The organism is Nostoc sp. NMS9 (genome assembly GCF_017114995.1).
Classification (GTDB): Bacteria; Cyanobacteriota; Cyanobacteriia; order Cyanobacteriales; family Nostocaceae; genus Nostoc.
In genome coordinates this window covers 154,215-178,271 of sequence record NZ_JABXKL010000080.1, presented here as the reverse complement: position 1 = coordinate 178,271, position 24,057 = coordinate 154,215, and the positions used below count along the sequence as shown (strand labels likewise).

Annotated in this window: 16 protein-coding genes; 6 read left to right on the top strand and 10 right to left on the bottom strand. The window is 40.7% G+C overall.

The features are described 5' to 3' along the window. Positions 1 to 41 precede the first annotated feature (41 nt). A complete protein-coding gene (locus tag HWQ40_RS25110; protein ID WP_292783252.1) occupies positions 42 to 827 on the top strand; it encodes an RDD family protein in 786 nt (261 codons plus the stop codon). 66 nt (positions 828 to 893) lie between these two features. Here HWQ40_RS25110 and HWQ40_RS25105 read toward each other — a convergent pair whose 3' ends face one another. Next, on the bottom strand, positions 894 to 1,682 hold the full coding sequence (locus HWQ40_RS25105) for a DUF1868 domain-containing protein (RefSeq protein ID WP_292783249.1): 789 nt from the start codon (positions 1,680 to 1,682) through the stop codon (positions 894 to 896). 264 nt (positions 1,683 to 1,946) lie between these two features. On the opposite strand from HWQ40_RS25105, the gene holA reads away from it, so the two are divergent. Both holA and HWQ40_RS25095 read left to right on the top strand, forming a co-directional pair. Further along, entirely contained in the window at positions 1,947 to 2,936 is a 990-nt protein-coding gene (gene holA / locus HWQ40_RS25100) for a DNA polymerase III subunit delta (RefSeq protein ID WP_292783546.1), read from the top strand. A gap of 109 nt (positions 2,937 to 3,045) precedes the next feature. After that, positions 3,046 to 3,528, top strand: a complete 483-nt coding sequence (locus tag HWQ40_RS25095) for a DUF4168 domain-containing protein (RefSeq protein ID WP_292783247.1) — start codon at positions 3,046 to 3,048, stop codon at positions 3,526 to 3,528. Between the two features lie 423 nt (positions 3,529 to 3,951). On the opposite strand, the gene HWQ40_RS25090 is transcribed toward HWQ40_RS25095, so the two are convergent. From HWQ40_RS25090 to HWQ40_RS25060, 7 genes are all read right to left on the bottom strand, one after another. Then, positions 3,952 to 8,361, bottom strand: coding sequence for a PAS domain S-box protein (locus HWQ40_RS25090; protein ID WP_292783244.1), 4,410 nt, complete (start codon positions 8,359 to 8,361; stop codon positions 3,952 to 3,954). 186 nt (positions 8,362 to 8,547) lie between these two features. After that, positions 8,548 to 10,923 (bottom strand): glycoside hydrolase family 31 protein, encoded by a 2,376-nt coding sequence (locus HWQ40_RS25085; RefSeq protein ID WP_292783242.1) that lies wholly within the window; start codon positions 10,921 to 10,923, stop codon positions 8,548 to 8,550. Positions 10,924 to 11,241: 318 nt separating this feature from the next. Further along, positions 11,242 to 11,997 (bottom strand): alpha/beta hydrolase, encoded by a 756-nt coding sequence (locus HWQ40_RS25080; RefSeq protein WP_292783240.1) that lies wholly within the window; start codon positions 11,995 to 11,997, stop codon positions 11,242 to 11,244. 241 nt (positions 11,998 to 12,238) lie between these two features. Continuing rightward, entirely contained in the window at positions 12,239 to 12,577 is a 339-nt protein-coding gene (locus HWQ40_RS25075; protein ID WP_292783238.1) for a hypothetical protein, read from the bottom strand. After that, a complete protein-coding gene (locus HWQ40_RS25070; protein ID WP_292783235.1) occupies positions 12,577 to 12,936 on the bottom strand; it encodes a hypothetical protein in 360 nt (119 codons plus the stop codon). Before HWQ40_RS25070 ends, HWQ40_RS25075 begins: the two co-directional genes overlap by 1 nt. A 3-nt stretch (positions 12,937 to 12,939) precedes the next feature. Beyond that, entirely contained in the window at positions 12,940 to 14,154 is a 1,215-nt protein-coding gene (locus HWQ40_RS25065; RefSeq protein WP_292783233.1) for an NRAMP family divalent metal transporter, read from the bottom strand. Beyond that, positions 14,147 to 14,599 (bottom strand): hypothetical protein, encoded by a 453-nt coding sequence (locus HWQ40_RS25060; protein ID WP_292783231.1) that lies wholly within the window; start codon positions 14,597 to 14,599, stop codon positions 14,147 to 14,149. Before HWQ40_RS25060 ends, HWQ40_RS25065 begins: the two co-directional genes overlap by 8 nt. A 1,594-nt stretch (positions 14,600 to 16,193) precedes the next feature. Here HWQ40_RS25060 and nifH point away from each other — a divergent pair. Beyond that, positions 16,194 to 17,084 (top strand): nitrogenase iron protein, encoded by an 891-nt coding sequence (nifH, locus tag HWQ40_RS25055; protein ID WP_292783228.1) that lies wholly within the window; start codon positions 16,194 to 16,196, stop codon positions 17,082 to 17,084. A 275-nt stretch (positions 17,085 to 17,359) separates the two neighbouring features. Here the strand turns inward: nifH and HWQ40_RS25050 are convergent, their stop codons facing one another. Together HWQ40_RS25050 and HWQ40_RS25045 are read right to left on the bottom strand one after the other, a co-directional pair. Then, complete coding sequence (locus HWQ40_RS25050; protein WP_194043762.1) at positions 17,360 to 17,656, bottom strand: hypothetical protein; 297 nt, start codon at positions 17,654 to 17,656, stop codon at positions 17,360 to 17,362. A gap of 222 nt (positions 17,657 to 17,878) precedes the next feature. After that, positions 17,879 to 19,975 (bottom strand): TonB-dependent receptor, encoded by a 2,097-nt coding sequence (locus tag HWQ40_RS25045; RefSeq protein ID WP_292783226.1) that lies wholly within the window; start codon positions 19,973 to 19,975, stop codon positions 17,879 to 17,881. A 491-nt stretch (positions 19,976 to 20,466) separates the two neighbouring features. Between HWQ40_RS25045 and glgX the strand changes: the two genes are divergently transcribed. Both glgX and HWQ40_RS25035 read left to right on the top strand, forming a co-directional pair. Continuing rightward, positions 20,467 to 22,593 (top strand): glycogen debranching protein GlgX, encoded by a 2,127-nt coding sequence (glgX, locus tag HWQ40_RS25040; RefSeq protein WP_292783223.1) that lies wholly within the window; start codon positions 20,467 to 20,469, stop codon positions 22,591 to 22,593. A 455-nt stretch (positions 22,594 to 23,048) separates the two neighbouring features. Further along, positions 23,049 to 24,053 carry a hypothetical protein gene (locus HWQ40_RS25035; protein WP_292783221.1) on the top strand — a complete coding sequence of 335 codons (1,005 nt, stop codon included), beginning with the start codon at positions 23,049 to 23,051 and terminating at the stop codon, positions 24,051 to 24,053. The last annotated feature ends 4 nt before the right edge of the window (positions 24,054 to 24,057 follow it).

Genomic DNA, 24,057 nt, shown 5'->3' with positions numbered 1-24,057 from the left:
ACACCTTAATCCAACTCTATTAATTTTAAATTATTTAAAATATGCGCTTTTTTAATCGCATCACATTCCAGACTCCAGAAAGTGTAGAGTTGGAATTCACTCTAGCAGGAATCGGTAATCGAGCTTTGGCACTCCTGATTGACTATACAGTGTTGGGTGTAACTTTGCTTCTGTTTGTCCTTACTTGGAGTGTCTTCTCGACACAAGTATTAAATTTTTTTGAATACTTTTTTACAAAATTACCAAGTTTAGACATTTGGTTGTTAGCAATTTTCTTCATTATCGCCTTTGCAATTTACATCGGCTATTTTGTATTTTTTGAAACCTTATGGTTTGGGCAAACTCCTGGTAAACGGGTTGCTAAAATTCGCGTAGTTCGAGATGATGGTAGACTGATCGGGCTACAACAAGCAACGCTACGTGCTTTACTGCGGCCCTTTGATGAAACTTTGTTTATTGGTGCTTTTTTAATTATGTTGGGTAGCCGTGAAAAGCGTTTAGGTGATTTAGCTGCTGGCACAATTGTCATTCAAGCCCAAACACCCACTGCATCTGCAAGATTGACAATTTCAGAACAGGCAAAAGGACTTCATGAACAGTTAATCGAAATTGCTGATTTCTCGCAATTGATGCCAGATGATTTTGCTGTGATTCGTGAGTATTTACAGCGACGTGCTGCAATGTCGTTAAAGGCAAGAGCCTCACTATCTCTAAAGCTAGCTGAACAAGTTCAAGCTATTATTAATTTAGAAAAATTGCCAGAAGCTGTTACACCTGATGTTTTTTTAGAAGCAATTTACCTCGGTTATCAACAACCGAAATTTTAAGCTAATTAATAATGAGTAGTCAGTAGTCAGTGAGTGAGTGGAAACTACTGACTACTAACTGATTACTTAAAAATCCAAAATCGGCCAGTCTGGTTCACGATAATAGCGTGTCATGTTGTCAAACTTTCGTAATTCAACACGATCGATCAAAAATTCTGGCAAATTCAACAGCCATTGTTCATTCAATTGAGAAAGCATAGTGCTGAAGCTTATGCGGTCTAGGTCAGATGGAACCTCCCCAAAATAGGCTAATGTAATATGGGCCGTGAAGTGATAATGCTGCTCAATACCCAAGGCAATTAACTTGGGATTTTGATAAATTGTTCGGCGAAATTTAATAATTTCCTCGTAACAGCGTTCATCTTGGGGGACTAAACAAATGGCTACAGCTCTTGGCATCACTATTAGTCCCAGCATTTGCCATTTAATTGGATGACTCCTGTTTGTCATCAATTGTTGATATTTTTGAAATATTTCAGCTAAACAAGAGTGTAACTCCTCGTCAAATTGAGGATTTTTTTCGTAGGCATCAAGGTAAGCATTGTCCCAAATTAAATCCGCTAAAGTCAGGTGGAAGCTAGCAGGAGGTACAGGTACAATCAAATTACGGTTTACAGGCAACTGCAAAAGTTCCTGTTGATAAGTCTGTAATTTGGCATAGAAAGCAGAGTTGTGTGATTCTTCTTCTGCCGGCGGGGTAATTAGCGTATAGCCAGGAAAGGATGCTGCTTGTCTCAACCCAGAATGTGGCTGAAACTTAGAAGATTCCTGAATATGCTGGGCTTGGGATCTGTAGGCTTCTGGCAGCGTCAGTCGTGCTAACCGATTTAAGTAAGTTTGATAGTTGTCGTCCAATCTTCATAGCCTCGCGCTCTCACTTGATAGATTTTAGGGAAAATTACCTTGATTAACAGAATGATTTCAAAAGTATTTAATTTTTGGGAGTGGGGAGATGAAGAAGCAGGGGAGCAGAGGAGACGAGGAGACAAGGGGGACAAAGGGGAATTATTGAACAAGTCTCTCCCTTATCTCCCCCTCTTCCTTGTCTACCTTGTCTCTTCTCAATGCCCAATGCCCAATGCCCAATGCCCCATTCCCAATCTACTACAAGGTTTATCTATGCCAATTTATGTTTACTGGGGTGAAGATGATTTTGCGATGGAAAAGGCGATCGCACTTTTGCGCGATCGCGTCCTCGATCCCCAATGGACAAGTTTTAATTACACTGCATTCTCCCCAGATCAAGCTGATGCTGCTATCCAGGGGTTAAATCAGGTGATGACGCCTACTTTTGGCGCTGGTGGGCGCTTGGTATGGCTGATAAATACTACTCTGTGTCAGCACTGTTCAGAGAATGTGTTGGCAGAATTGGGGCGATCGCTAAGAGTCATTCCCGAAAACTCATTTTTATTGCTCACCAGCCGCAATAAGCCAGATGAACGCCTCAAATCCACGAAATTGTTAAAACAGTTTGCTACTGAATTCCGAGAATTTCCCCTCATTCCTCCTTGGAAAACAGAATTACTGGTGCAATCTGTTAATCAAGCAGCCCAGACTGTGGGCGTGAAACTGACTGCCAATACTTCCCATCTGTTGGCAGAATCTGTAGGCAATGATACACGCCTTCTTTACAATGAGTTAGAGAAATTACGGTTATATGTCCAAGGTAGCAATAAACCTTTAGACATAGATACTGTTACGAAGTTAGTAAGAAATACTACTCAAAATAGCTTACAATTAGCAGCAGCAATCAGAACAGGAGATATAGCTAAAGCTTTGACAACCTTGGCAGATTTGAGCAATGCTTCCGAGCCAGGATTACGGATCGTTGCGACGCTGATTGGACAATTTCGCACCTGGCTATGGGTAAAGATTATGATAGAAAGTGGGGAACGGAATCAACAAGCGATCGCTATTGCTGCTGATATCGGTAATCCCAAACGGATCTACTTCTTACAGCAAGAAATCAAGCTGCTTTCTGTGCAACAGTTAATCTCTTGCTTACCCCTACTACTGGAATTAGAGGTTAGCCTAAAGCAAGGAGCATCAGAAATGTCAACACTCCAGACAAAAGTAATCGAACTTTGCCAAGTATGCCGAGGAAATTGACAATCAAATATAAAAGCTTGATGTATTGAGCAGTTCCTGGAACTTCCAACTCCGAAAATAATTCAAAGTTCTTATAATATCCCTGATGTAGTTTTGTGTCACACACTATATGAAGAAAATTTCTGATTTATTTTCTCGAACTAGCCGAAAGCGAACCCTTTCGCAATCGTTATTTTTCGGCGCGATCGCTACTGTGAGTGTGATTTCCAACGCTTTTTCATTGAGTTCCAAAGCTGACGCTCAAACTCCACCACCAATAGTTAACAACACTGAAATCAACAGTTACGCTCAAGCCGTGCTAGCAATGGAGCCAGCCCGTCAAAATGCCTTTGAAGAAATTAAAAAACTTATTGGCAATGGAGAAATTCCCAATATTGTCTGCAACGATTCTAATAGCATAAATGGTCTTCCAAAGAAGGCTCAAGATATTGCAGTGAACTACTGTAACCACGCTCAAAAAATTGTCGAAGATAATGGTTTGAAATTTGAACAATTCAACAAAATTACTATAGAACTACAAAATAATACTATCTTAAAAACGCAGGTTTACAATACCCTATTACGCTTGCAACAACCTCCTGAGTCTCGGTAAGTAGAAGGGCTACTTCAATCAAAGCACGTAGTAAGAAAGTGGCTAATTACTATGGTAATCATAACTCAATTATTCTGACATTACAGCAGTCCTATCTAATTCATGAAAAATATAGAAAAGGAAACGAACCGCCTTCTCTACAAGACACTATGTGTGGCTTGCTTTCCCGTAAAGGTACCGCAGCATGTTGTAGAGAAGGGCGCAAAGGTAAGAAATAGATATATAATTCAATACAGTTCAGATCTGCCCAAAACCATGATGTAGAGACGCGATTTATTGCGTCTTAAAACACCAAGTATCTACACCAATAATTATTAACTGAACCGGATTGATATATATTTTCATAAATGATTTAAGACTGCTATTTATAAATTTTGATATTAGAAAAAAGCGATTTAATTCATATTCCCCAATGCTCCATTTTTAAGTCCGTCCAACAAGTCTGGCCACTACTGTAGCTAACTCAGCTGCTTCAATAGGTTTAGGTAAATGCAGTTGATAACCCTCTTGTATAGCTCGCATCCGATCCTCTGCCCTAGTATCAGCTATCAAAGCTGCGGCTGGAATATTTCCCCCTAGTTCAGGTGGTTGCGATCGCACTTTACGGATCAAAGAGTAACCATCTTCCTGGAGCATACTGATGTCGCTGACTAAAGCATCTGGTTTCCACTGTATAATTAACTGCAATGCTTCTAGAACTGATGCTACAGCTGTAACTTCGGCTTGGCACTGTTCGAGGACTGTGGTGATAAATTCACGGGTATCGGCTTGCTCATCTACAACCAGCACGCGCACACCAAGCAGGGAGAGGGGCAGAGGGGCAGAGGGGGGTAGAGGGGCAAAAGGATGGAGTTGGGCACTTTTGAGAAGTGGTAGTTTGACTGTAAACGTCGCTCCTTGTTCTTTACCTGGGCTATCTGCATGGACAGTACCGCCATGTAATTCTACTAAATGACGGACGATCGCTAATCCTAGTCCTAATCCACCATAGATTCTAGTGCTAGAACTATCAGCTTGACGAAAGCGATCGAAGACGTAAGCAAGAAAATCAGGACTGATACCAATGCCTGTATCAATCACCTGAATTTGGGCATATTTATCCGTTGTCTGTTGTTTTTCTTGTCCATTGACTACTGACAATTGCACCTCTACCCTTCCTCCAACGGGTGTGAATTTGATGGCATTGGATAGCAGATTCCAGATAATTTGTTGCAAGCGCTCGAAATCCCCGGAAACTAAATATTGAGAATTTTCACCCAGCTTGCTGTCCTCTAAGTGTTGATTGGTTTGGGATTGTGCTTTTGGAAATTCGGGATTTTCGTGATTAACTCCTAATCCCCAATCTGAATTTGGCGCGAAAGTGACCACGGGGAGTATCCCCGGTGGCACATTTCGCGTTTCTTTTGAGGGAATCAGAGAAAATCTCAAATCGATTTCCTTGGATTGGGCGGCTAAATTAACAGTCTTGATGGCTGACTCAATTATGGGAACCAAATTACAAGTACGGACATCGAGGCGTAACTTGCCTCTAATCATCCGCGATATATCCAGCAGGTCTTCAATTAGCTGGGTTTGCGCTTTGGCGTTGCGCTCAATTGTCTCCGTTGCTCTAGCCATTTGGGTATCACTGAGCTTGCTTCGTTGCAGTAATTGCGCCCAGCCAAGGATGGCATTGAGAGGCGATCGCAATTCGTGGGATAATATTCCTAGAAACTCATCCTTCATCCGGTTGGCTTCTTGCAACTGCTCAGTTTGTTGTTGCAAAGAAACAATTAAACTAGTCCGTTCCATTGCGATCGCTATTTGGTCGCATACTGCTTGCATCATCCCTTTTTGATTGTCGGTGAAGCTTAACCGAGTGCGGCTGCCAAAAGAAAGAGTACCCAAGAGCCGTCCTTGGGCGATCAACGGGTATGCATAATAAGCTGTAATTCCTAAAGAACGAATCAATTCTGTTTTCGGGTCAATTGATTGCTGCACATTCTTTAAAGCGGTTGCACAACGCTCCTGGGCGACAGTCCCACAAACCGCTTCACCAAATCCCAAAGACTCGATTTGCTTTGCCAGTTCTGGGGAAATGCCACTGTAAGACTCTAGCCGCATTACCTGAGAATTATCCTCAACCAAATAGTTAAAGTAAACATCTAAACCAATTTGGTCTGAGAGTTTTTGGTAGACGCTATCGATTAGTAGTACTGGTTCCTGGCTTGATAGTAAATCGTTGGCTGTGTCAAATAGTAGCTTTAGCCTTTTGTAACCTAACGAGAGTGCTTTTTGTGCATCCTTCAGGTTGCTGATTTCTTGGAACACTAAGATACAGGTAGCCGGATGACCGTGCATTGCTGGCAAGGTATCAGCAAATACTAGTAGAGAGCGCACACCAGCGGGAGTGTGCCAGTCCACCTCCAATCCATTCAGGCGTTCGCCACGGGCAACCCGCACTCCTGGCATAAGTTCATTGGGGATGCGATCGCCAGCTGCATCTGTATAGTAGTAAACTGTGTGATAATCTTCAACAGGTATACCTTTAGGAAATTCGCCCCCAGCTAATTCGTTAGCAGAGCGATTGGCAAAAGTTACCCGCGCCGTTCCTGGTTCAATAAACAGCAACGGTCTTGGCATCAGATTTAACACATCCTCTAGCCATTTTTGCTGATTTAGCAGTACTTCTTCTGCCTGTTTGCGCTCCGTAATATCTAAAAATGCACCAACGCTTCCTCTGGTTTTACCCTCTTCGTCAAACAGGGGTGCAACGTACTCCAACAGCTTGACGATTTTTCCATTTTCATGGACAACATCAAGTTCAGAATTCAGAACCTCCACACCATGAGCAGCAGAATACTGCATTGGGAGTTCCTCTGTTGAAAGTTCCCTTCCCTCTCGGTAGATTTTAAAGCTTGTCGATTTTTCATCCAAGGGAGCGTTGAGGGAGGCATTTGTATCTGACGATATCCCCAACTGCTTGCCAAAAGAAGGGTTGACCTTGATATTTTGGCATTTTGGATCTTCAGCAATGCCAATTCCAATAGGAATTACCTCCAACAAAGTTTGTAATTCAGTAATGCGGCGCTGTAGATCCCTGTTTAGTTGTAATATTTGTTCCTGGGTCTGCTTTTGCTCGCTGATGTTGCGAGTCACAGTTGCTAAGGCAATTGGCTGACCTGTGTTGTTATCTGTAACAGTGAAAATGTTGTAATCAACTGGTATCGGTTGACCTGTTTGGAGATGCCGGAAGCAGAATTCTCCCTGCCACCGCCCTTCTGATAGCACAGTCGGCAGTATATATTTTTTAAAATAGGCTTTGTCTTTGGGCATGAAGTAATCTAATACTGCTTTTTGCCTCACTTCATCAAGGCTGGCAAGACCTACCAGCTTTTGACCTGCATCATTTATGTAGAGTAATTGACCTTCAAGGGTAGCGATGCCGATAAAATCAGAGCTATTTTCTACTACCGACACTAATTTTTGTTGCTCTGCCTCTGCTTGTTTGCGTTCGCTCAAATCGAGGATAAAGGCTACTGACTCTTCGCGGTTTTCTCCTAGCAGCACGTAACCAACTAAAACCGGGATGCGGCTACCATCCTTGCGAATATATTCTTTCTCGTAGGGTGTACAAGTAGCGTTGCTATTTCCTTGTGCTTCAGCGATACCTCGCTCATCTAAGTATAAATACTCTGGTGCTGTGATATTACTCCAACTTAACTTACCTGCTAACAAATCCTCCCGCGTGTAACCAATCATCCTCAGAAATTCGTCGTTTGCCTGCTGGATACCGCCATACACGTTGCCAAACAGAATGCCGATGACGTTAGAATCTACAAAACTCCCTAGTTTAGCTTCGTAGGTTCTCAGTGCTTCTTGGGCAAGGTCGCGTTGATAGCTGAGGTGTTCAATAACCCTGGCACTTTGCCAAATCAAAATAGTAAAAATTATAATCAGGACGATCGCAAACACCGATACTGCAAATGCCGGATCGTATTGTCCTGCCCGTAGCCCTTTGACAATTACCCATCCCAATATAAAAGGTACTGCGATCGCTGCAATTAATAAACGACGTGCAAGTAAGCCGCCGTAACTATCACTTGTAACTACCCTCATTAACCCATATTCTGCCCGCGCCCACAGAATACCCATACTTAGTAGGAGGAACAACACCGCTGTGTGTAGCGCCATTGATGTTGTATAAGGGGCAAGTCCGTAGAGAACTTTCACTTTGTAGGCATAGCCCATCAGCGCTTGAAAGGAAATTAAAGTAGCAATCAGAGCAATAATCTGGGCATACCAATAACTGCGGTGGGTTTTTGGATGAATCAGAATCTCTAGAGCGACACTAACCAGTATAAAGTTCAGTGCTGTGTTCACCCCCATTCGCCCCGGATGCGATGTCGCTATACTAGTTCGCAAATCACGCAACACCAACTCATCAATACCGAGATTCCAGCCGAACAGATATTGACAGAGGGTAAGCGCTGCAATTGTGATGACAGCTATTGCACAGACCTGAGAGATTAGAAGAGTAGGGAAATGGGTAAATAATTTTGAATTTTGAATTTTGAATTTTGAATTGTTTCCCCCTGCTCCCCTGCTCCCCTGCTCCCCTTTTAAAAATAGCCAAAGTGACAGACCACACAACACAAAACAAAGCGCTGTGTTGACTTTCATTGTGGCAGAACTACCAGGGAAGCCGCGCTTAAGAACTTCAATGCCAAGACACCAGCCAACTAATACCAAGCTACCAACAAAAACAGCGATCGCACTTGCAACTCTTGCCACAAGTGAATTTGTAGAGATTTTAAATCTATCTTGCAGCCGCAAGCGGTTAATATTTAACATTGAGTGTTCTCTAACCGCATCTATCTAGCGTAGTAAACTTACGTATTTCTTACGGTTTAACCATTTATGTCTTTTGTATTGTATGTTACCCCTTGACTTGGTTTTCATCTACCTCTATGCATATTTTTTCTTGCATAATTTAAAGTAGGAAATAATGGTGGCTCAAAAACCACCTTTGCGAGTATTTCAGAATTGCAGAGTATGTCGCTTACCATCATCTTGAAACCGTTGCTCTCCAACACCTACAAGTTCTACAATCACTTCTCGCAGTGGAGGTGTCCACTCTCCAACTCTTGCTTCAATTTCCACTACTGTTTGATTTGCCTGGGTAAATACACTGATATTTGTGATTGAAAAATTTTTATCTTGATACTCGTTTGTATGTCCATCATCTTCAAATAGCTGATATTTTTTATTACCAGGCCAAATCCGTAATCGGATCTCATCGAGTGGGGCTTGATCAACGTATTGGCTGACAGCTTGCATAGGAACGATCGCACCGCTACGAACATACAGTGGCATTTTTTCCAGTGGTGCATGAGCAAGGATGTGAATCGGGCCTTCATAGCGATCGCCACTCCACCAATCATACCAAGTGCCAGCGGGTAAATAGACAGCTCTATGCTCAACTCCAGGGCGGTAAATTGGTGCAGCCATCAGCGATGCACCTAGCAATACTTGATCGTAGAGGCTATAGGTTTTCGGATCGTTGGGGAAGTGGTACAATAATGGTCTTAAAATTGGTGCGCCCGTTGTTGCCGCTTCCCAGAAAAGACTATAAATGTAGGGAAGTAGTTGGTAACGTAGATTAATGTATTCTCGACAGATACTTTCAACGCGATCGCCAAATACCCAAGGTTCATGACGAGCAGTAGACATTGCCGAGTGACCGCGCATCAATGGGTAAAGCATTCCTACCTGCATCCACCGAGCGAATAATTCAGCGGTGGCGTTACCAGCAAACCCGCCAATATCGCAACCCACAAACCCCACACCCGAAAGTCCCATGTTACAAAGCATCGGCAGAGACATTTCTAAATGCTCCCACAACGATTGGTTATCTCCCATCCACACCGAAGACCAGCGTTGCACACCAGCATAACCCGATCGCGTTAACACAAACGATCGCTCTGAACTTCGATGCCGTCGTAACCCTTCATAGCAAGCTTTAGCCATCATCAACCCATACAAGTTATGCACTTCCGTATGAGTCACATCAATTCCTAATTTTGAATTTTGAATTTTGAATTTTGAATTCTCTCGCTCACCCCCCTGCGGTGCATCTAGAGGAAACCAAATCTTTTCCCCATCATCGCCGAAAGGGCGATCGTTTATGGCAGGTTCATTCATATCATTCCAAATTCCTGCCACACCAATATCAGTTAGGCTTTTGTGTAAATCAGCCCACCAGTTACTCACATCAGGACGTAAAAAGTCAGGAAAAACAGCTTTCTCAGGCCAAACGTAGCCGTGGAACAACGTACCATCAGCTTTACGCACAAAATAGTCGTTTTCTATGCCTTGGTCAAAAACATGATAATTACCTTCTGGTTCATACTTCACACCAGGATCAATAATTGTGACTGTGTTGAAACCATCTTCTGCTAAATCACTAATGAGTTTTGCCACGTTGGCAAAGCGTTGAGAACTCCAAGTAAACACTCGATAGCCCCGCATATAATCAATATCCAAGTGAATAACATCGCAAGGAATGCGGCGTTGACGAAATTCTCGCGCCAGTTCCCGCACAACGCTTTCTGATTCGTAACTCCAGCGACATTGATGATAACCTAGCGCCCATTTCGGCGGTAATGGCATTCTCCCAGTTAGCTGAGTGTAAGTATCCAGGATTTGGGCAGGTTCCGGGCCGTAGATAATGTAATAATCCAATTCACCGCCACGAGTCTCCATCTTCCAAATCCCTGGTTGTTCAGCACCGATATCGAACTGACTCCAAAAGGTAGTATTAAAAAAGATGCCATAGCTTACCTGTGGGCGCAAAGCCATAAAAAATGGAATTGCCTGGTACATTTCATCAGTGAGTGAATCATAATCTAAGGCATCCGTTGTCCAGTTAGTTTTCACTTCGCTGAGTTTATCCAGAAAGCCTGTGCGTTCACCAAAGCCATAGAAATGTTCGTCGGCTGCAATTTCTTTCCACCCTGCAACTGCACCCATCCGCCAACCCATTCCCATCTCTGCATCTTGGGCAAAGGGACGATTAGCTTTGTCAAAACAGGCGATGCGACATTTTTCCCGCTGAACACACACACGAATCTGTTCTGTTTCAATTTCTATCGTTGCTTCAGTTTCCCGCACTGCAAAAGGTGTTATTGCCCATTCTGCATCATCCAGCGTCACTGCCCAAGAACGGCGGGGCATAAATTCCCCAGTTGGTGCCAAACGCACGCGGATTAAATTGGGAGCAAGTACGCTGATGGTCAGGCGTGAGTCGCCACAGTCAAAATTAATAATATTATTGTCCCAGGTTACAGCTTTTACATTGCTAACAGTCGTCCAAGCTTGGTTCGTAGTGGGTAGTTTTCCGAAATATTGCGGCATATCAGTAATTCAGCAGGTTAATACTTGTCCGCATTTCATGATTACAGAGATACTTAGTCTCAAACTCTTTCTTGCGCTAGAGGTTGGGTGAAAGATTAGCAGATATTTTTTTTAGCAAGAGTAGTTCTCATAATGCACGAAATAATGCACGAAATATTGTCTTTACAAAGATTTACATTGCGAGCGGGAGCAATGCGATTTTGTAAGGTCGGCCAAAAAATGAGCAATTGCTCACTAATGCTGGTTTAAAAATACTGGTAAGGACAGGTTTTAGCAATTAAGATTGCAGACCGCCACATTTATTTTTATGCCGTTGAATTACGATAAAAAATCAATGATAATTTTTGTAATTTCAGCAACATGGCTATAACCAAACCCATGTCCAGCTTCTTTAATAATTTTCAGTTCTGACCCAGAAATTTTGTTATTCAAAATATTACTATTGACAGCAGGAATGACCAAATCGCTATCTCCAGTCATGATTAAGGTAGGCGCTTTAATGCCTTGCAATAAATTACATGTATCGTGAGCATGGTGCGCCTGTAATTGCCTTATATAACCATCTGGTGGGCTGTGATAGGGTGAGGTTTTTAGGAAAAAATCTTCTGCTTTTTTCCGGTTATTAGAGATAGCTAAGTATGATGCTGGAAAAAGAAGATCCATTAAATCTCCTTGATTATTTGGGTTGAAATCGCTACAATCCCCGCCAGCCATTGTACACGCTAATATCAATTTATTTAGTTTGGTAGGATGTCTCAAGGCAAACTGTTGAGCAATCATGCCACCCATGCTAAATCCCAAAACATGAGCTTGTGCTATTCCTAAAGCATTAAGCAATCCTGCTGCATCATTTGCCATATCAGCAGTTGTATAGTTGTCTGTTGACTGGCTTTTTGTCCGTCCAGAATCGCGGTTATCAAACAAAATGACTTGGTAATGTTTTGCCAGCTCATCAGGGAACACATCTCCCCAGTCCAAAAGGCTGAAGCTGAAACCCATAACCATGAGTAGCGGATAACCACTGCCTTTTATCTCGTAGTAGATGCTAATATCTCCAACTTGAATTTCTGGCATTTGAAGATTAAAAAAGATAAAGAACAGGAAAATATAATAATTTAGCTTTTAAAGGATTTCTGAAAGCTTTATAGAGAAGTTTAGCCAAATTGACATCATGCTGAGTGCCAATTTATTAATAATATAAAAAATTTAATATTACTAAATTTAATTGAAAGAGAGTGTAGGCGACCAAAAATATTTAACATTTACAGCATTTTACAACTCGGTGAGATTATACTTCTGCCTCCTGCAAACCAAGTTACTCTGTATCCTGCGGCTGCTCGTCTAATGATTTTAATGCATCTAGACTGCAACGCAAACGCGGCTTGTCAGGGTCAGTCAAATCTAGCTTGTCCCAAGGTACTGTATAACCACCGTAGATTTTGTGCGCCCCTAGTAGATGCAAAATTTTTAACCCAATTGTCCAAGCAGATAGCCGTTCTAACACCGCAGCATAACCGATAAGATATTCTTTAACAATCCATTCTTCGCCTTGTTGTTCGGCACGTACTTCCTGAATGCGTCCTACAGCCTTACCAGTTGAGTCTAGTACTGGTTTACTCAGCAGTAATTCTAGATGAATTTCACGAGTTGTCATTATCCCCCTCCTGGAATTCGGGCGATGATGCGATCGCGTAGCCATTTTTCATACCCTAAAGCTGGTGTTGCTTCAGCTTCAACATCGACTTCGACATCTATGCCGATATCCCGCACTTTTGACCACGGAATCCGAAATGGTTCACTTTGTTTAGCGCCCCATTTACTTACAATTGCTGCTATCAAAGGTGCCAAGCGGGGATTTAGCCGTTTGGCAAGGGTTGTCACACCTACTTCAATATAAGCAAGTCGTGGTGGTTCGCGATCGCGCAACTCCATCACAATGCCATCAACTTTACCCATTTTGCGTTGATTACGGTCAACTAATTGATTATCAAGAACATCTCTGATAACATCCATTTCCTACCCTCCAATAATTTCTAGTGGAATAGCAACGATTGCTAGCACAAATGTCAGTGCAATTGTAAAAATGACAACACTGTTACTAATCCAGCCGTTACGATACTTGCCAACATATAATTCATCGTTCATCAAAACCAAAAAAGGTATAATTACAGGCGGCAAAATCACTGCTGTAATTGCCATTGAGAACAAAGTCAATTGCAATGGATCGATACCAAATACCATTAGTAATGAAGCGAGAAAGACAAACACGGTGTAGACCAAACTAAAACGTGCGGCATCTTTTGGTTTAAGATTTTCGCCCCAATTCCAACCAAAAGCTTGAGCCACAATATACGCTGTATCGAGACTAACCTCCAGTGCTGCACCAAAGCAAGCAATCCCTAAAGATGCTGCAAATAGCACAAATCCCCAGTAACCAAAAGGTTCTGTCAACATCAGCGCCGCCTGTTCATAGCTATCAACCTGGATACCTTTGGGATTCAGTACCAGTGCTGCCACAATCAACACTCCCAGCGATACGATACTACCAAAACCCATCCCCAAACCAGCAACAGCACGATTCACACCGATATACCCTTCATCCCACTTATCTTCTACTGCACCAGATGAGTAGAAATAAAATAAGTACGGGCTAATCAATGCACCTAGAATGCCAACAGCAAGGTATAAGTAATGTGCAATGTCTTGTTGTGGCAAGGTTGGCAATAAACCAGCACCAATTTTTGTCAGTGATGGATGCAGCTTAAAAGTAGCGACGACAAATGCTAGTGTAATTAATCCGAATAAAGAAATACCGTTTTCAATTAATCCAAATGTCCCTTTCCAAAGTAGCAACCAAATTGCAAAAGCAACGGGTAAAGCAAACCACTGGAAACTAACGCCTGTTACTAATTGTAAGGCAATACAAACACCACCAATTTCGGCTGCCAAAACCAGAAAATCAACGATAATTTCTGCTACTAGTGGAATAATATAAAAGTTGAACCCAAATCGTTCTCGTACCGCCGCAGCTAATGTATGTTTGCTAACGGCTGCTAAACGTCCAGACATTTCTACCAGAAAGATTACACAAATTGTTCCTAAGACAACTGCCCAAATTAGTTGAAAACTGTAAATAGATCCAGCTTCCGCAGCAGTAGCGATCGCACCTACATCTAAAAAGCCGCCGATACTGGTAACAATCCCAAGAGCAATTTCCAAAATTTTATTCATTGGTTTGCCCTGCTACTTTTATTAGCTTATTTAATGCTTGCTTTTCTACTGCTAACTCTCCAAGTTTTTGTTGTACCTCTGAATTATTTTTTTTTGCCACAGCCCTCGACATTTCCTCTATTTTATTTGCTAACTGTAAAACCTCAGCTAATAGCAGTGATCTGTTATGTTCGCTTACATCTTTAGATAACTTTATTTTGTCTATTTTATTTTTTTCTTTTTGCAGTTCTTCTGTGGCTCTTTCCAATGTTTGTTCAGCATATTTATTGGGCACAGCACCGCGTATCCAAGCATCACCAACCATATTTGCTGTTGCTACCCAAGAAGATACACTTTGTGTTTCTTTATCCATATCTTCTGCGGAGTTTTTACTACTGCAAGAGGCTAACAATGTCAGTATTAACAAACAATTAATTACAGATCCTAATTTACTAGGCTCTGGCATTTTCACACTCTCCATAGCCAACATAAATATATTTTTCTCATTATTTTGGTAACAGTGTATATCTCTCTAACGGAAGATTTTATAAGATATCACTTCAAACTTAATATTTATTTTTCAAAATGCAGCGTGTTAACGGAAATCAACTATAAAAAGATCCTTGACTTATTGAATAAGTCGGGGATCATAGCCTATCGGTGTTTATAAATTAAATAGAATTGGTATAGACGTAATTAAATTTAAGATAAAATTTTTGTTGGTAGTAAGTAATTTATCCATATACATAAGGTTTTTAAGAGCTAAAGCTGCTTACTACGACCCTTTGATTTAATCAAGCCCTTTTATTTATTACTGCGTGAAATTTTATGAGTGATTTAATCTACTTTATTTAAAAAACTTTTTACTGCAAAAATAAGAAATTCAGTTTTGGTTGTAAAACATTAGTTTAAATACTTTTATCAAATACCCAAAAGTATCTAATTGCACATATTAGCTATAATCAATAATTTTATCAAATAGAAACCTTGAAGTGTGTAACTTATGACTATCAACGGTTCTAATAAAAATATTCTATTAAATAGAAAATTAATTTGAGATTCGGCAAATTAATTAGTGAGATGTATGTTATGGTTTTTATAGGAATCAAACAAGTAAAAACACAAAAAGACTTCAAGACAAGTTTGAGGCAAGCTCAAGAAAGTTTTTTTGCTCTGGTAAGTCCCCTTCAATTAGCTACATCTTTTTTTAACGAAAATCTAAAACTAGATTGAGTAGGATAGTAGCCTTTGTAACAACTTGAAGTCAATCAAAATTTATCTGGGTATGAGCCAATAAGAGTTGGCTAACCTAGCTAGAGGATTAACCGCCAAAGGCAATTACTCTTGGAGTCTGGGAAGAAAGACTCTTAGTACAGCCTGACAATTCAATAGAAATACAGAATATTTACTAACTTCGTCTTGCGGGAGTAAACATTTTCAACCGCAAACTAAGTTGAAGCAGTTGCTGACTTTTGGAACGAAAACTTCAAGCAGAATGGTGTCGTTCCATAATTTCGAGGAATTTAACCATACTGTCAAAAGTCACCAAGATATTATCTAAGGCAGAGTATCAGATGTTGCCTGTACAAGTACTATATTACTGCACTGGTAGCTACCACTTTTAGCCTAGAATTTATCCTGCTGCATCAATCACGAAACGAGAAGCGCTATAGATTTTCTTGGTTACTTGACATCAGCAAAATCAGAAAAGTTGTAGCGACCATTTAAGAGTGGATTGCAATTTGGTTGGTTGTGTGGTTCAAGGAACAAATCTGCGTTCATTTGAATTCCTGCTGCAACCACTCTTGAGGCTTGAGCAACCATTTGGGATTGGTTACAACAGCTGATAATGCTGAAGTCATAGTTTCAAAGGCTTCGTTAGTAGGAGATTAGATTTTTCTATCTCTTAAGCTATCGCTTCGTGGGTAAATATGTTCTGATTTTAGCTGTTTTTGCCAGGGTGCGATCGCCAATAGGCTCTACTTCCCTACAGCACCAAGGGTGAATATCTCACATCAAGCTTCCGACTCATCAACTAAATCATTGTAGGAAACACAACCATGACTGAGCAAAAGATTAGACAAATAGCTTTCTATGGTAAAGGCGGTATTGGTAAATCTACCACTTCCCAAAATACCTTAGCAGCAATGGCTGAAACGGGTCAGCGCATCATGATTGTCGGTTGCGACCCTAAAGCTGACTCTACCCGTTTGATGCTACACAGCAAGGCTCAAACAACCGTTCTTCACCTCGCTGCTGAACGTGGCGCAGTAGAAGATATAGAACTCCATGAAGTGATGCTCAAGGGTTTCCGTGACGTTCTTTGCGTAGAATCTGGTGGTCCAGAACCTGGTGTAGGTTGCGCCGGTCGTGGTATTATCACTGCCATCAACTTCTTGGAAGAAAACGGTGCTTACCAAGACCTAGACTTTGTATCTTACGACGTATTAGGTGACGTTGTGTGTGGTGGTTTTGCTATGCCTATCCGCGAAGGTAAGGCACAAGAAATCTACATCGTTACATCAGGTGAAATGATGGCGATGTACGCTGCTAACAACATTGCTCGTGGTGTTCTTAAGTATGCTCACACTGGTGGCGTGCGCTTGGGTGGTTTGATTTGTAACAGCCGTAACACTGACCGGGAAATCGACCTAATCGAAACCCTGGCAAAACGTTTGAACACCCAAATGATTCACTACGTACCTCGTGACAATATTGTACAACACGCAGAATTGCGCCGGATGACTGTTAACGAGTACGCACCTGACAGCAATCAAGCTAACGAATATCGGACATTGGCTCAAAAGATCGTCGATAACAAAAACCTCACTATCCCCACCCCCATTGAGATGGAAGAGTTAGAAGAGTTGTTGATTGAATTCGGTATCTTGGAAAGCGACGAAAATACTGCAATGCTAGTTGGTAAAACTGCTACTGAAGCACCTGTTTAAAGTATTGCTAAGTAAATAATGGTTTAGGGTGGGCAGCTGCCCGCCTTTTTCCCAATTTTTGCATTTCTTTGTTTGAATCCTTAATAGAAATATATAGCGATCGCTCGTACTCTGCAAGAAGCCGCTACGCATCTATGTAGAAGAGATGTTTCAAGATTTTAAAAGTGGCGGTTACAAATTAGAAGATACAAATGTTTCTGGTAATCGCTTGATATCATCATTTTAAACCAGAAGCTTATACAGGGTTTTTTAATAACAATGACAGCTATACATCCCTACTCCCAAGTGGAAACATCTCGCAGCAAATTAGGAATTTCTCCTTGAGATAAGGGAAACTCTAGTAAAGTTTCTCTAATACCCAAATATCCAGATTCAGCAAATGATAAAAGCATTCGTGAAAGCGCTAGCCAAACCTCCGGTTCGTATTCCCAATCACGATAACGTGAAGCTTGACCAGCTATTGAACGTAGTGCCCAAAAATAAGAGTTTCTCACCACCGAACCACCCTTCTTAAACTCTGGCAAATCTTCGTGGTGGATAAAAAGTATTTTATTTTCAATTCTGGCTCTCATAGCAATTTTAGATTTTAGATTTTAGATTAAAAGTAAATTTTAAATAGGGTCATTATGGCTTTAGCTTAACGCACTATGTTGTACGGAAGTGCGTCGCCTTTACAAAAAAAATGTTGTGAAACCTAACATTCTACATTTATAAGAAAGTGAGGTTTTCCAAATCATCTGCAAAGACATAAGAATGTAGAGACTTTGCAATGATAAAATCTCTACATTGAATACCTAAAAATTGGCGCTTAAACCAACACGAAAAGTAAATCCAGGGCTATATATGCGATTAACTCGCTCATATTGTTCACCGAGTAGATTTTCTAAGTAAACTGTCAGTCCTAAATTGCTAGTTAGAGGTATACGCCCGCTCAAATCTAAATTCACAAAAGACGGTGCAAAATCTGTGGGCTTGTCAGTAGGGTTAGCGAAGATGGATCTGCGAGCGCCACTATTGTAGGTAACATACAAGTTAGCTTGCCAACCTGAATTTTGATAACCCACACCAGTTTGAAGTACAGAATAAGGAATCAAACCTAATTGTAAACCTTTCTCTGTTCCTGTTTTTATTTGGGAATCTGTATAAGTATAGTTGAGAAAAGTTGACCAGCCAGCCGCAATTTTTAATTGCAATGCAGCCTCTAAACCATTGGTATCTACTAATCCAATGTTTGTCCATTTTCCGGCGATGACTCCCAAGCGATCGCCTATACTACTACCAAAGTAAGTAAACTGTCCAATCAGATTTTGAGAAAAATTAACATCCACTCCCGCAGTCCAAGTTGAACCAATTTCTGGGCTTAAATCAGGATTAGGTTCCCAACCATGAACTGTATCATAAACATACAACTGATCTAACCCAGGATTGCGTTGTCCTCCTGCCCAACTTCCACGCACTGCTACTATTGGTGTGACGGCATAACGTAAACCAACACTAGGGTTGAGATAATTTCCAAATTGGCTGTCAAAGCTTTGTCTTAGTCCTAAATCTATCAGAAAATTATCGCTAATATTCCAAGTATTGACAGCGAATAAAGCTGCATTGAACAAACTCCTGTTTTCAGTTTCGTTATTGGCAATACTAATAGGATTTGTACTCAAAATATCACCGGTTAAATCGGTGTTTTTCAAATCTAATCCCCAGCGCAATTTATTATTGCCAGTAATTTTCCACTCATGATCTACCCTGGCTGTGAGTTGTTGTGTATCTAAAGCTCCTGTACGGTAAAATGCTCCTGTAGGCCCATAAGTGCTGAAATAATCTTGGTTATAACCAATTGAGGTTGTCAGGTTAGAGCTTTCGCCATTACCTAGCCGAGTTTTCCAAGATAAGCCAATATTTAAACCATCGTGGTCTAATCTATCTCTTTGGAGAGGAAATCCAAAATAAATTAAGCCGCGACGACTGCTAAGTTTAGTAACATCTAAATTCAATGAATTTTTTTGATCTAAATCTAGTCCAATGCTACCAAAGTATGTACTTGTAGCTGTATCTGCATTTGATAAAAATCCCTTCTCATCACGATTTGCTGCACCTACAGGAACTGGGTAACGGTTATCTGTAAAGAATCTTTCAAAACTAAAGTTGTACTTGACCTGATCAGATGAACCACCATAAGTCACTTGTTGATTATTTAAATTCAATGAGCCAAATTCTGCACTACCACTCAATTTAGGTTTGCCATAACCTTCTTTGGTAATAATATTGACAACTCCTCCAAATGCTGATGAACCATATAAAGCGGAGGCTGTGCCGCTATATAATTCTACTCGTTCAATCGCCTCTACAGGAATGCTATTTAAATCAGTGCCACCATGATAAGTGTTGACATTGTTATTAATCGGTCTGCCATTAATCAAAAATACAGATTGATTAATTGAGGCTCCCCGATAGTATGTACCTGTGTGAGTATCTGCACCATGACCTACATCATTGATTGCAAAACCAGGCATTCTTTTCAAAATATCGGCTAAACTTGCAGCACCCTGCTTTTTAATTTCTTCTTGATCAATTACGTAAGTTGGAGTAGATTGAGGTAGATTGTCTGGTTCTGCGATCGTTTCTATAGTAATGTCTGCATCATCGCTCAGAGTTTGCTCTGTTTCTGGCTGAGTTTTTTCTGGATTAACTTCAATCGGTACAGATTGTTGAGATAATAAGTCGGCATTAGTGGCGGGTAGCTCAATTTCACTCAAACTCGGAATATCTGAAATAACTTCGGTTGATTTATTAGTATTTCTCTGCTCAATTTCACTCTCAACAGCATAACTAGGAGACGCTATCAGTAAACTCGGTAAAGCAACTGTTAGCAACAAAAAATCCTTTTTCACGTTCTCTTTCACACCAAGTAAAAACAGTCACCACGTAGCATTGTGGCTGTAATAGTAAAATCGTGTCAAAAGACACGCTGTCATATTTCTACAGTTCAGATGAGACTGTTGGTCAATTCACTAGGTGTTAAACCCTAGAGCGGCCACATTTGAACAAGACTAAGAGGCAGGAGAAAATTCGACCCCGGATGATTTAAAGCCATGTAAAGAGCCTTACCCTGTGGGAAGCTGAGGCAACAGTGAGGGTTTTAAACCCTTGCTTTTTAGGGTTAGTGCATCCTGCTATAGGTATCGTTGCCCTCTGCGTTAATTTTTCAAACTAAAGGAATAGAGATTTCTATTACTAATGATAGAGCAGATAATATGATTTAGAAGTTAAATTATAATGTTGATGATTTTAATGAATTATTAGTAACTTCAAATTTTAACTAATTATTCAAAAAAATCAAACTCAATTATTTCCCGAAAAACTAATTATTCAAGATTTACTTATGTATGTAGCTTTATGGCCGGGGAATGTATATCCTTTAGGTGCAACTTGGGATGGGAAAGGAACAAACTTTGCTTTATTTTCGGAAAATGCAACAGGGGTAGAGCTTTGTTTATTTGATAACGATGACGAAGAAATTCGCATACCTTTGACAGAAAAAAACAATTTTGTTTGGCATGGTTACTTACCAGGAGTTGCCCCAGGTCAAAAATATGGGTTTAGAGTGCATGGGATGTGGGCACCGGAGGTAGGTCATCGATTTAATCCAAACAAACTATTAATTGACCCCTACGCTAAGGCAATTGACGGTGAATTTAGTAACGATCCATCTGTCTTTGGCTACTCTCTAGACGCTGAGGAAAAAGACTTAGTTTTTTCTGAACTAGATGATGCCAAAATAATGCCCAAGTGTGTTGTGGTCGATCAATCTTTTGATTGGGAAGGCGATAAACTGCTTGCTACACCTTGGTATACGACTGTTATTTATGAAACTCACGTCAAAGGTTTTACTAAACTACATCCAGGTATTCCAGAAGAGTTGCGCGGCACTTATGCCGGGTTGGCGCATCCTGCTGCAATTCAACACTTACTGCAATTAGGAATTACAGCAGTTGAGTTGATGCCAGTACATCACTTTCTATCTCATCCGGGACATTTAGAAGGAAAAGGATTAAGCAATTACTGGGGCTACGATTCCATCAACTATTTTGCGCCTTATTCTAGTTACAGTGCTAGTGGCACTGCGGGACAACAAGTCACCGAATTCAAGCAAATGGTCAAGGCACTACATTTTGCTGGAATTGAAGTGATCTTAGATGTAGTCTACAACCACACTGGCGAAGGAAATCATTTCGGGCCAACGTTATCTTTGCGAGGTATTGATAATTCTGTATATTACCGTTTGGTAAAGGACGATCCTCGCTACTACATGGATTTTACAGGCTGCGGTAACTCTCTGAATGTGCGTCATGCTCAAGTTCTGAAGTTAATCATGGATAGTCTGCGCTATTGGGTAACAGAAATGCATGTAGATGGCTTCCGCTTTGATTTGGCCTCGGCGCTAGCGCGGGAATTATATGAAGTAGATAACCTATCAGCTTTCTTTGATATTATTCATCAAGACCCAATCTTGGCAGATGTAAAGCTGATTGCTGAACCTTGGGACTTAGGAGAAGGCGGCTATCAAGTCGGGAACTTTCCATTGCGTTGGTCTGAGTGGAATGGTAGATATCGGGATACAGTCAGAGATTTTTGGCGTGGTGTAGATGATAGTTTAGGACAATTTGCTTACTGTTTTACCGGTAGTCCTGACCTCTATCAAACAAACGGGCGCAACCCAAATGCAAGTGTTAATTTCATAACTGCTCATGATGGTTTTACATTAAATGATTTGGTCAGCTACAACGAAAAGCATAACGAGGCAAACGGGGAAGACAGTAGAGATGGTGAAAGCCATAATAGATCCTGGAATTGTGGAGTAGAAGGCGAAACCAATGATCCAGAAGTAATGCGTTTGCGCGAACGGCAACGACGAAACTTTTTAGCAACCCTAATGCTATCTCAAGGTGTTCCAATGCTATTAGAGGGGGATGAAATTGGCTGTAGTCAAAAGGGAAATAATAATGTCTATTGCCAAGACAATGAGATTTCCTGGCGGCATTGGGATTTGCATAAAGCGAACGCGGATTTACTAGACTTTACACGTGAACTCATTAATTTTCGCCATCAACATCCAGTATTCCGACGACGTAAGTGGTTTCAAGGTCGCCCCATTCACGGTTTAGGCATTAATGATATTGCTTGGTTTAATTCTGATGGCAGTGAAATGACTGAGAAGCAGTGGCTAGTTAGTTATGCCAAAGTAATGGAGATTTTTTTGAATGGGCAGGGAATTGCTACTCCAGGGGATCGTGGTGAGCGGATTATTGATGAAAGTTTTCTGTTATTTTTTAACGCTCACTACGAGTTAATTGACTTTGCTTTGCCCCATGAATTTAAAGAAAAGGTATGGGAGATAGTAATTGACACTAATGAACCTCGCTTTTTAGATCGGGGAAAATTAGTTTCAGGCTCTCAAACTTTACCAGTCACAGATCGCTCTCTGATGGTGTTACGCCTTATTAGTTAGCAGTACGAGCAAGAAAAGATAATCAACTTTTTCCGCACCTACAAAGATGCGGTTAATTTATATTAATCCTACATTTTCCAGCTACACCAATACCTAGTACAAACAAACTAGATTACTGTCGAGCAAGTTGGTTTGGAACACCAGGGGTCGATGTTAAGTTATATTTCGCCAACGGTATCCTTCCGTAACTGTACCCTAAATAGATGCCACACAGGCGCAAAATATGCGCTTAAAAACATTTAATTTACGTAATTTTTTGTGGTATATCTGTATTCAGAGAATTAATCCTGTTGCCGGATCTGTTGCATTCGCCGGAGCCGTCGTTGGGGTCAAATATTTTGGCACAAGGTTTTACCTTTTCTTTAGGCATACAAAATGCCTTGGATTGCCATTGATTTTTATAAAAAATTATCATCCACATTTGCAAAGATTTTTTATTTGATAAGGAGGTTTTCGTGTTCCGACAAAAATTAGCATTCAAAGTGCTGGTTCCGCTTGTTTTAGTGTTAGGAGGATGTGGTAGAAATGCAGATATAGAAGCGGCTAAAAGTCTATCCAGAGTAGGGCAAGAAGCAGATGTAGTCTTTGAAAAAATTGCTGATGATTTCTATCAATCCTGCCTTCGTGCTGCTGATTATACTCCCTTAAAATCTTCAAATAGTGAGGGAATTAACCAAGATAGGATAACGGCAGAAAAAGAATGTGATGGAAATCCACAAGTAGAGCAAAATTCACTTGATTCTGTTAATCATAAACCGACTCCAAAAGACGCTAGTCAGGCGCTGACTAATGGCAATTTAGTAATTATCAACTATTTAATAGCTTTAGGTAAGTTAGCCTCTGATGATTTAATTAACTACGACCCACAACTAAATTCTATTGAAGACTCACTGAACCAAATACCAGAAATTCAAACTGATGTAGTTGGTGCGGGAACAGCAATTGCCCAATTCCTTTTTAGAGTGTTTTCTGAGCAAGAACGACGCTCCACTTTAAAAGATGCTGTTTTAGCGAACGATCAGAATTTAACATCTTATATTGACGGATTCTCCAATGCAATTAATAAAGGTTATAGTAAGGGCGCCTTAGAGAGTGAGAAACTCGCTGTTGATGATTATTACAGAAGCTATCTAGGAAGTATTATCAACACAGTTAATAGTTCTAATCTGGAAGGAATTGGTGTCGTTCTTAGAGACAAGACAATTGTAGAGCTAGATCGAGAGTGGAAAACAACCAAATCAACACTTGTTGAAAAACAAAAAATTGCAGACTTGTATGTTGAAATTTTAAAAGAGATTTCTCAAGATCATCACACAATTAAGGAAATGTATCAAAAAGATGAAAAGCCTTCATCAACACAAATCAGAAAAATGGTTAAAACTTATGTCAAAAAACTAGATAAATTAGTCGAGCAATCCAACAAAGTCTTTAAGGATAATGTAACCCCAAAGGTGAAGTAAATTT

Excerpts from the sequence above, each read along its gene's own strand:
- HWQ40_RS25110 (WP_292783252.1), top strand. The coding sequence starts at position 42 with ATGCGCTTTTTTAATCGCATCACATTCCAGACTCCAGAAAGTGTAGAG.
- holA (WP_292783546.1), top strand. The coding sequence starts at position 1,947 with ATGCCAATTTATGTTTACTGGGGTGAAGATGATTTTGCGATGGAAAAG.
- HWQ40_RS25095 (WP_292783247.1), top strand. The coding sequence starts at position 3,046 with ATGAAGAAAATTTCTGATTTATTTTCTCGAACTAGCCGAAAGCGAACC.
- HWQ40_RS25090 (WP_292783244.1), bottom strand. The coding sequence starts at position 8,361 with ATGTTAAATATTAACCGCTTGCGGCTGCAAGATAGATTTAAAATCTCT.
- HWQ40_RS25085 (WP_292783242.1), bottom strand. The coding sequence starts at position 10,923 with ATGCCGCAATATTTCGGAAAACTACCCACTACGAACCAAGCTTGGACG.
- HWQ40_RS25080 (WP_292783240.1), bottom strand. The coding sequence starts at position 11,997 with ATGCCAGAAATTCAAGTTGGAGATATTAGCATCTACTACGAGATAAAA.
- HWQ40_RS25075 (WP_292783238.1), bottom strand. The coding sequence starts at position 12,577 with ATGACAACTCGTGAAATTCATCTAGAATTACTGCTGAGTAAACCAGTA.
- HWQ40_RS25070 (WP_292783235.1), bottom strand. The coding sequence starts at position 12,936 with ATGGATGTTATCAGAGATGTTCTTGATAATCAATTAGTTGACCGTAAT.
- HWQ40_RS25065 (WP_292783233.1), bottom strand. The coding sequence starts at position 14,154 with ATGAATAAAATTTTGGAAATTGCTCTTGGGATTGTTACCAGTATCGGC.
- HWQ40_RS25060 (WP_292783231.1), bottom strand. The coding sequence starts at position 14,599 with ATGCCAGAGCCTAGTAAATTAGGATCTGTAATTAATTGTTTGTTAATA.
- nifH (WP_292783228.1), top strand. The coding sequence starts at position 16,194 with ATGACTGAGCAAAAGATTAGACAAATAGCTTTCTATGGTAAAGGCGGT.
- HWQ40_RS25050 (WP_194043762.1), bottom strand. The coding sequence starts at position 17,656 with ATGAGAGCCAGAATTGAAAATAAAATACTTTTTATCCACCACGAAGAT.
- glgX (WP_292783223.1), top strand. The coding sequence starts at position 20,467 with ATGTATGTAGCTTTATGGCCGGGGAATGTATATCCTTTAGGTGCAACT.